The sequence below is a fragment of the Syntrophorhabdus sp. genome (genome assembly GCA_012719415.1).
GTDB lineage: Bacteria > Desulfobacterota > Syntrophorhabdia > Syntrophorhabdales > Syntrophorhabdaceae > Delta-02.
Genome location: JAAYAK010000064.1, coordinates 1 through 7,719, shown reverse-complemented (window position 1 = coordinate 7,719; position 7,719 = coordinate 1). Strand labels below are relative to the sequence as shown.

The 7,719-nt window shown below is 58.1% G+C and carries 9 protein-coding genes; 8 read left to right on the top strand and 1 reads right to left on the bottom strand.

Features of this window, described 5'->3' with window-relative positions; genetic code table 11:
* A partial coding sequence (locus GXX82_03830; protein NLT22156.1) for an NAD-dependent epimerase/dehydratase family protein occupies positions 1 to 136 on the bottom strand: 136 nt, incomplete at its 3' end.
* A gap of 123 nt (positions 137 to 259) precedes the next feature.
* Between GXX82_03830 and GXX82_03825 the strand changes: the two genes are divergently transcribed.
* The 8 genes from GXX82_03825 to GXX82_03790 all read left to right on the top strand — a co-directional run.
* On the top strand, positions 260 to 487 hold the full coding sequence (locus GXX82_03825) for a hypothetical protein (GenBank protein ID NLT22155.1): 228 nt from the start codon (positions 260 to 262) through the stop codon (positions 485 to 487).
* A 44-nt stretch (positions 488 to 531) separates the two neighbouring features.
* Positions 532 to 2,022, top strand: a complete 1,491-nt coding sequence (locus tag GXX82_03820; GenBank protein ID NLT22154.1) for an efflux transporter outer membrane subunit — start codon at positions 532 to 534, stop codon at positions 2,020 to 2,022.
* Entirely contained in the window at positions 2,006 to 3,292 is a 1,287-nt protein-coding gene (locus tag GXX82_03815; protein ID NLT22153.1) for an efflux RND transporter periplasmic adaptor subunit, read from the top strand. The genes GXX82_03820 and GXX82_03815 overlap by 17 nt, the downstream gene beginning before the upstream one ends.
* Positions 3,292 to 4,026 carry an ABC transporter ATP-binding protein gene (locus GXX82_03810; protein ID NLT22152.1) on the top strand — a complete coding sequence of 245 codons (735 nt, stop codon included), beginning with the start codon at positions 3,292 to 3,294 and terminating at the stop codon, positions 4,024 to 4,026. The genes GXX82_03815 and GXX82_03810 overlap by 1 nt, the downstream gene beginning before the upstream one ends.
* Positions 4,026 to 5,231, top strand: coding sequence for an FtsX-like permease family protein (locus tag GXX82_03805; GenBank protein NLT22151.1), 1,206 nt, complete (start codon positions 4,026 to 4,028; stop codon positions 5,229 to 5,231). The genes GXX82_03810 and GXX82_03805 overlap by 1 nt, the downstream gene beginning before the upstream one ends.
* 181 nt (positions 5,232 to 5,412) lie before the next feature.
* Positions 5,413 to 5,991, top strand: coding sequence for a hypothetical protein (locus GXX82_03800; GenBank protein NLT22150.1), 579 nt, complete (start codon positions 5,413 to 5,415; stop codon positions 5,989 to 5,991).
* Complete coding sequence (locus tag GXX82_03795; protein NLT22149.1) at positions 5,981 to 6,430, top strand: HEPN domain-containing protein; 450 nt, start codon at positions 5,981 to 5,983, stop codon at positions 6,428 to 6,430. The genes GXX82_03800 and GXX82_03795 overlap by 11 nt, the downstream gene beginning before the upstream one ends.
* Positions 6,431 to 6,796: 366 nt before the next feature.
* A partial coding sequence (locus GXX82_03790; protein ID NLT22148.1) for a hypothetical protein occupies positions 6,797 to 7,719 on the top strand: 923 nt, incomplete at its 3' end.

Sequence of the window (7,719 nt, the reverse complement as noted above, 5' to 3'; positions counted from 1 at the left end):
TGTGGTCTATCCTCCCCGTGTTGAAGGTGCTGGCCCTCCGTATTACCCCGTGGACCTCGTACCCCTTCGAGAGGAGGTACTCGGCGAGGTAGGAGCCGTCCTGTCCTGTGATGCCTGTGATGAGAGCTCGGGTCATTGATTGGTCCCCCAGTAAGATTATTCCACGCGGCAGGCGGTGTCAACCCAATTGTTCCCGCCTGAAGTTCCCGCCTGAAACCTTGAACCTTGTTGAAACCTTGAACCATTATTATTTGGTACCGTGGAGATCCTCCTGATATCGGCGCATATATCCGTCCGGTCCCGTGAGCATGAGGTCGAGAAGGATGAGCTCGGGCCTGTGCTCGCGCACCCCCTCCCTGAGGGCCCCTATCTGTCTCATCTCAACACCGGCAGGAATCGCATGGATACGATACATGAGATAGAGATGAGGACGGTGAAGGAGAGTATCAGGAAGAGGGCGCCAGGGGCAAAAGAAAGCGTGCGGTGAGGGGCGTTTTCAAGTATACTTAAAGGCAAATCCGGCCCATGAAGATGAACTTCCCGCATATTCCCGCCCTGTACCGCACGGCGGTTCTTCCGATCACACTTCTTGGATTGTTCCTTCTCGGCGGCTGCGCGAGCGTCGGACCTGATTATGCCAAACCCGACGTCAGTGTGTCCGATCAGTGGCACACGGCCCTCAAAGGCGGTCTCAAACCGGCCGCCGCGGATCCGGCGGTCCTCGCCGCCTGGTGGACCACTCTTAACGACGAAGTCCTTTCCGGTCTCATCGAACGGGCGGTGGCAGGGAACCTCAACCTGAAGATGGCGAAGGCCCGCGTCAGGCAGGCCCGGGCGAGCCGCCGCGCGGCGGTTGCCGAATTCTTTCCCTCCGTGGATTCCTCCGCCTCCGGCAAACGGGTTTACAGCAGCGCCGATACCGTTGCCGACAGGGTGAATGACCTCTACACCGCGGGCTTCGACGCCTCCTGGGAGATCGACATTTTCGGCGGTGTGCGTCGTTCCGTGGAGGCCGCCGGGGCGGACCTCGACGCGGCCCAGGAAGACTTGCGGGATGTTCTCGTGTCTCTTTTGGGAGAAATGGCCATGAATTACATCGACGTGCGCTCTTACCAGGCGAGGATCGAGGCCGCCGAGGGGAACGTCGCGAAGCAGGCCGAGACCTACCAGTTGACATTATGGCGACAGCAGGCAGGGCTTGGGGATGAACTTGCGGTGCAGGAGGCCCTTTCCAACCTCGAGAGCACGCGGTCGCAGGTGCCGGACCTTCGGTCGGGGCTGGAGGCGGCGCTCAACAGGATCGCGGTGCTGCTGGGGGAACAACCGGGAAAGGTCCATAAGGAACTGGAGAAGTCGGCATCCATTCCTGCCCCTCCTGTCGATGTGGCCGTGGGCGTGCCGGCGGACATGCTGCGGCGGCGGCCGGACGTCAGGCGCACGGAGCGCGAACTCGCCGCGCAGACGGCTAGGGTGGGGGTGGCAACAGCGGAACTGTATCCGAAGTTCACGCTCATGGGGTCCATAGGGATCGAAGCCCTTTCGGTCAACAGGCTTGTTTCCACGCCCACCCGGTCATACAGCTTCGGTCCCTCGATCAGCTGGCCTATCTTCAAGGGCGGTGCGATACGGGCCAACATCGAGGTCCAGTCGGCCCTGCAGGAAGAGGCCCTTGTGGAGTATGAGAAGACGGTCCTCAGCGCGCTGGAAGAGGTGGAGAATGTGCTGACCGCCTATGCTGAGGAGCAGAACAAGATGGAGTCCCTGCGCCTTGCCGAAAGGGCGGCAAATAGATCCGCCGAGGTTGCTCTTCTCAAATACGAGGCCGGGCTCTCCGATTTCCTCACCGTCCTTGTGGCCCAGCGTTCCCTGCTGTCCGCCCAGGACCAGCTCGCGAAGAGCAGGGGAGTGGTGACATCTAACCTGATAAAGCTGTACAAGGCCCTCGGAGGGGGGTGGGAATCAATGGCATCACGTGAGGAAGAGAAGACGGATACAAGGAAGACACATGAAAATGAAGATTGATCCGAAGTCAGTCGCGGCGAAGGTCCTGGGAAGAGGCCCTCTGACGGGTTCGGGACGTTTCAGGCGCTATCTTTTGCCGGGCTGTCTGGTTCTTGCCGCAGTGGTTGTCGTGCTTGTAGTTCTGGGGGTACGAGGGAAATCAAAGGCGGTTGAGTACAAGACGGAACAGGTCAGGCGCGGAGACCTTGTTGTCGTGGTGACCGCCACGGGAACCCTGCAGCCGACGAACAAGGTTGACGTGGGCAGCGAGCTCTCGGGCACCATCAGGACCGTTGAGGCGGATTATAACAGCAAGGTCAAGGCGGGCCAGGTCCTGGCGAGGCTTGACACCACGAAACTGCAGGCGACCATCGCTCAATCCAGGGCGGCGCTGGAAGCGGCAAAGGCAAAGGAGCAGCAGGCCCGGGCAACGGTTACGGAGACGCAGTCAAAGTTGACGCAGTTCCAGAGGGTCTGGGACTTAAGCGGCGGCAAGGTCCCTTCACAGACGGAGATGGACGCGGCGAAGGCCGCCTTCGATCGGGCAAAGGCGGACGCGGCGAACTACAAGGCTTCCGTGTCTCAGGCTGAGGCCGCTCTCAACGCGCAGCTGACGGATCTGTCGAAATCGGTCATCAAATCACCCATCAACGGCATTGTCCTTGCGCGGAGCATCGAACCGGGGCAGACCGTGGCGGCGTCTTTCACTGCCCCCGTGCTCTTCACCCTTGCCGAGGACCTGACAAAGATGGAGCTCCACGTGAATGTGGACGAGGCCGACATAGGCAAGGTACAGGAAGGACAAAAGGCCACGTTCAACGTCGATGCCTATCCGGACCGTGCCTTTGAAGCCGAGATCACCCAGGCCCGGTACGGTTCCTCTACGACGTCCGGGGTCGTGACGTACGAAACGGTGCTGAGGGTCAGTAATCCCGACCTGTCCCTGCGCCCGGGCATGACCGCCACGGCGGACATCACCGTGAAGAAACTGGAGAACGTCGTTCTCGTGCCCAGCGCCGCGCTGCGCTTCTCGCCTCCCGTTCAGCAGGAGAAGAAGGCATCAGGCGGAGTCGTCGGCGCGCTGCTTCCCCGACCCCCGAGACAGGGGGCACAGCCGCGTGAAGAGAGGGGCAAAAAACAGCAGAAACGGATCTTTACCCTGAGCAAGGGTCAACTGGCCTCCGTTTCCATCACCGTCGGCGCACAGAATGGCGGTGTGACAGAGGTGACGAGCGGGAACCTTCAGCCCGGGACGGAGGTTGTTACCGATACGATCACGGGGACAAAGTGATGACGGAAGAGGAAGATCTTCGCGACAGCGAACATGCGGGCCATCTGATCGAGTTCAGAGGGGTGACAAAGATATACGGAAAGGGGAACGCCATGGTCGAGGCCCTCAGGGGCATTGACCTTTCCATCGATGAAGGCGAGTTCGTGGCGGTGATGGGACCCAGCGGATCGGGCAAATCGACGTGTATGAACATCCTCGGCTGTCTCGACATGCCGACGGAGGGTACGTACCTGTTCAGGGATGTGGACGTGGGAGCCCTGGACCGGAATCAGAGGGCGCTTTTGCGCCGTCATTACCAGGGGTTCATATTCCAGGGCTACAATCTCCTGAGCCGGACCTCGGCGCTGGAGAACGTGGAGCTTCCCCTCCTGTATCGCGGCACGGGTGCCCGGGAGCGCCACAGACTGGCCATGGAGGCGCTGGAAACGGTCGGCCTCACGGGGTGGGAACACCACACACCGGCGGAGCTTTCGGGGGGGCAGCAGCAGCGTGTCGCGATTGCCCGTGCCATTGTCACCGGTCCCGCGGTGCTCCTGGCGGACGAGCCGACGGGCAACCTCGATTCGGCCCGCAGCAGAGAGATAATGGATGTGCTCACCGCTCTGAACAGGGACGAAGGGATCACGGTGGTAATGATCACCCATGAACCGGATATGGCGGTCTACGCGAAACGGCAGGTCCATTTCCGAGATGGCATGATCGTGGTCGATGAGCACAACGGGGGTAGAGCCTGATGCTCTGGAACATGATCCTGCTGGCCTTGAGGGAGATCAGGCGAAACGTCATGCGTTCCTTTTTGACGGTGCTGGGTATCGTCATCGGCGTCGGGGCGGTCATCACCATGGTGACGATCGGCGGCGGCGCGACCCTCCAGGTCCAGCAGCAGATCGCGAGCATGGGCAGCAACATGCTCATGGTGAGCCCGGGGAAGAGGCTCGGGCCGGGCCAGTCATCGGGCAATGTGCCTTTCAAGGAGGCCGATGTGGAGGCCATCATGCGGGAGGTGAGTTCCATCGCCGCCGTGGCGCCTGTTTCATCACAATCGGTCCAGGCGATACTGGGGAATCAGAACTGGGCGACCCAGGTGACGGGGAGCGACAACAATTACTTCTATATAACGAAGAGGTCCGTCGCGACGGGCAGGCAGTTCAGCGAGAGCGAGCTGCGCTCGGGCGCCGCGGTCTGTGTCGTCGGCGAGACGGTGCGCAAGAAGCTTTTCGGCGGCCAGGACGCGCTGGGTGAGAAGCTTCGTCTCCAGAAGCTTTCCTGTGAGGTGATCGGCATCCTGGCGGAGAAGGGCCAGAGCACGATGGGGCAGGACCAGGACGACGTCGTGGTGATCCCCATTCGGACCCTCCAGCGGCGCATCACCGGAAATCAGGAGATAAGCCTCATCCAGGTCTCCGTGCAGGACGGGGCATCGACGGACAAGGCGCGGCAGGACATTTCAAAACTCATGCGCGAAAGGCGGCATCTCGCCCCGAGCGATGACGACAACTTCAACGTCATGGACATGAAGGAGATCGCAAAGATGCTCACAAGCACCACGGAGCTCCTCACGGCGCTCCTCAGCGCCGTGGCGGCGGTGAGCCTCCTCGTCGGCGGCATAGGGATCATGAACATCATGCTCGTATCCGTCACGGAGAGGACCCGGGAGATCGGTGTTCGCCTCGCCATCGGCGCCCTCGAGCGCGAAGTGCTCACACAGTTCCTCGTTGAGGCCGTGGTGCTCTCCTCCCTGGGAGGCATCATAGGGATAATTCTGGCGCTTATCGCGTCGGTGTGGCTGGGTGGTGTCCTGCACGTTCCCTTCGTTTTCAACGCCCCCATCATATTCGTATCCTTCCTCTTCTCCGCGGCGGTTGGTATGATCTTCGGCTACTTTCCCGCCCTCAAAGCGGCCCGCCTCGACCCCATCGAGGCCCTGAGGCACGAGTAAGGACGGTTTCAGGTCTCATGTTTCAAGTCTCAGGGAGGAAAGGCCGTTTCGAGTTGCGAGTTGCGGGTTGAAGGCCGCAGAAGGAATACAAATTATCCCTTACGGTTTGTTCGAACTCTTTGCAGAAGAATAATTGTAGTAAATACAACTACAGTTGTAGTAAAATTCGCTACAGTTGATTATGAATGATGTTCTGAACAGCATTTTCGGTTCAAAGACAAGGGTGAAGATATTGGTTTGGTTCTTCACCCATGCTGATGAAGAGTACTTCGTGCGGCAAGTTGCGCCAATCCTTCAGGAAGACCCGACAAATGTGAGTCGGGAAATGGCCAGACTCGAAAAGGTGGGTATCCTCGTCTCCGCCCGGGCGGGGAACCTTAAACAGTTTCGAGTGAACAGGAGTTGTTCCTTCTTTGACGAACTTAAGGGGCTCATTCTTAAGACTGCGGGAGTCGCGGGACAGATCAAGTCTTTGCTTGAAGCCGTGAAGGGGATCGAGTTTGCCTTCATTTATGGTTCCTTCGCCGGTGGCCGGGAGAACGCCGACAGCGATGTCGATCTCCTGATAGTTGGCGACGTTGATCTCAACGTGATCGATGCGGCATTGCAGAGACTGGAGAAAGCTTTAGGGAGAAGCGTTAACTACGTACTGTATGATCCCCAGGAATTCAAAGAGAAGGTGACGACGAAAGACGGGTTCATCTCCAATGTCCTTGATGGCGAGAAGATCGCCCTTGTAGGAGATCTTCGTGGGCTATAAGAGACTTGAAGCTCAGGGATCCATTGAGAGAATTTCCTCAAACCCGAAGCAGATCTCTGTTAATCTTGCAAGGGCGAGAAGAGATCTGATGGTGGCGAGGGCAAATCTTGAGATCGACGAAGCCTGGGCCCATACGATCGCCTATCATGCCATGCTCAGGGCCGGAAGAGCCCTCATGTTCTCCCATGGTTACCGACCGAAGGGTAAGGATCAACACAGAACTGTCGTTGAATTCTGCGCTGCCGTTCTGGGCGAGGGATTCAGGACACTCATAAACCGGTTCAATAGGATGAGGACCAAGAGGCATCAGTTCATCTATGACCCGGAGAGGCCAATCCCGAAAACGGAAGCGGCGCAGTCTCTCAAGAGCGCGGAGGATTTTGTCGCCGGGATTGCTGAAAGGATGATTGAAGAAGCCAAGAAGGATAACATCTTTTAGCCGTCTTCGATACGTCAGGCAACAACCCCGTCGAGACACTCCCTGGGACACGAGTAAAGACGGTTTCAAGCTTCGGGATGGGCTGAGTCTTCCCGGTTCGATGTACAGTCCCATCCGACAACGACGGTCGACAGGTAATCCATTGATTGTAAACACAAAACGGAAACACAATCCCGGTAATACAGAATGTGTGCTTTCTGTATGACAATTATCTCTTAAGTTTTTTCTCCGCCTTTCGATAACTCTCTCATGAAGATGAACATAGTGCTCACCAGGGAGGTGAAAAACAATTCGGGAATGGGCACAGGTCACAAAGAGCCCCGGCGAGATCGCCGGGAGAAAAAATCCTAGAAAAGGAGAAAAACCATGGGAGACATTTCTTTAACATCAGGCATGAGGTCGAACCTCCTGTCCCTCCAGTCAACAGTCAAATTGCTCGACAGGACACAGGAAAGATTGGCCACGGGCAAAAAGGTTAACTCAGCTCTGGACAATCCGACGAACTTTTTCACCGCGCAGTCACATACTTCACGCGCCAATGACCTTTTGAGCTTCAAGGATGCCATTTCAGAGGCGATCCAGACCGTCAAGGCGGCAGACGCGGCCATTACCGGTATCAAGACGCTGATCGAATCCGCGAAGGCACTCGCGGAAGACGCCAAGGGCGTTCTCAATGAGTCATCATACAGCCAGACCCTGACAATCGACAGCATCACCAGCCTTGCCGGCGGCAACACGATATCAATCGGTGGTTCCACCTTTACCGCGGTGACCTCGGCCGGTTCCCAGGCGCTCGGTGACCAAAACTTCTACATTGGAGCCACTGCTGCTGACACGGCGGCAAACCTCGCGGCCGCTATCAACAGCTTCGGTGAAACGAAGGATATGAACGCCGGGGTTGCCGGTGTCACGCTCACCATTACTGCGGCAAGCGGCACCTCTCTGGAAGATGGAGATGTTGCCTTTGACGCGGCACTGAGTTCAGTTTTCTCGGAATCCTCCATCGGAAGTGGCACGGAACTGGCGGACAAGGTCGCTCAGTACGCGAGGACGATGGACCAGTTGAACGACCTCAGGAGCGACGCCTTCTACAAAGGCAAAAACCTCCTGAGCGCGTCGGACAACATGACGGTGCGTTTCGGCAACAACCACACCCTGGTGGTCAATTCCTTCGACGGCACTGTGTCCGGCCTGAGCCTCAACGCGACGGCGAATGTGGGTTGGAACAGTGAGACAAACATTCAGGTCGATATCGACAAGCTCAACACAGCCCTCGATACGCTGAAGGT